1 protein-coding gene is annotated in these 606 nt (G+C 41.7%); it reads left to right on the top strand.

Annotated elements, in window-relative coordinates:
• Positions 1-144: 144 nt before the first annotated feature.
• The gene (locus HCR01_RS38185; protein WP_193201049.1) at positions 145-495 is read left to right on the top strand and encodes a hypothetical protein; all 351 of its coding nucleotides are present in this window, start codon (positions 145-147) and stop codon (positions 493-495) included.
• Positions 496-606 lie beyond the last annotated feature (111 nt).

The raw sequence follows: 606 nt of genomic DNA, 5'->3' as shown, positions 1-606 counted from the left end.
TAATTTTCTCTAGCTGGCACTATCAGAAAAACGCTTGTTTGGGAGGTATGTTGGTTAGTTTTTCCACCTTCTTAGGCAGTTCTTTACTGGGGGCAAGTCTTAGTATTAGCAGGGATAATTTTTATAAATAATCAGGACAAAGCCATGTTGAACAAGTACTTAAATATTTGTGCTGGAGCAATGGGAGTAACAGCAGCGCTAATTGGAAGCACAATTCTAATCAAAGGGACTAATGAGGCGAGTGTCAAAAGCGTACTTGCTGGTTCATGGTTGTTATCCGGTGGAAGTCTTTTAGCTGCTACCCGTTTGTATCAAGTCAAAGTCGAGTCAGATATCGAAAAGATCTTATCAGAAAGACGCAAAGGAATCCCCAAAGCTTGTAGGGGTTGCAAAAACTTTCACGGGATTAAATACCAAGGAGTAATGCTGATTTGCGGAATACATCCGGGTGGTGTAGAGAGTGATACTTGCCCAGATTTTGAGAAGTTTAGCTAAAAAGTAGGGCAGAGATGGAAATCATACTAACCACAGCAGAGATACGACAGATTCTCCAAGGCTGTCAGCAGACTTTGCGGCTCGTTCAAAGTACTACAGAGTATCGACTGA

The sequence above is a fragment of the Nostoc sp. MG11 genome (assembly GCF_014904695.1).
GTDB lineage: Bacteria > Cyanobacteriota > Cyanobacteriia > Cyanobacteriales > Nostocaceae > Komarekiella.
The sequence above is the reverse complement of the archived record's forward strand: the minus strand, read 5'-3'. Positions and strand labels throughout refer to the sequence as shown.

Coding starts and splice junctions, on each gene's coding strand:
- HCR01_RS38185 (WP_193201049.1), top strand. CDS start 145: ATGTTGAACAAGTACTTAAATATTTGTGCTGGAGCAATGGGAGTAACA.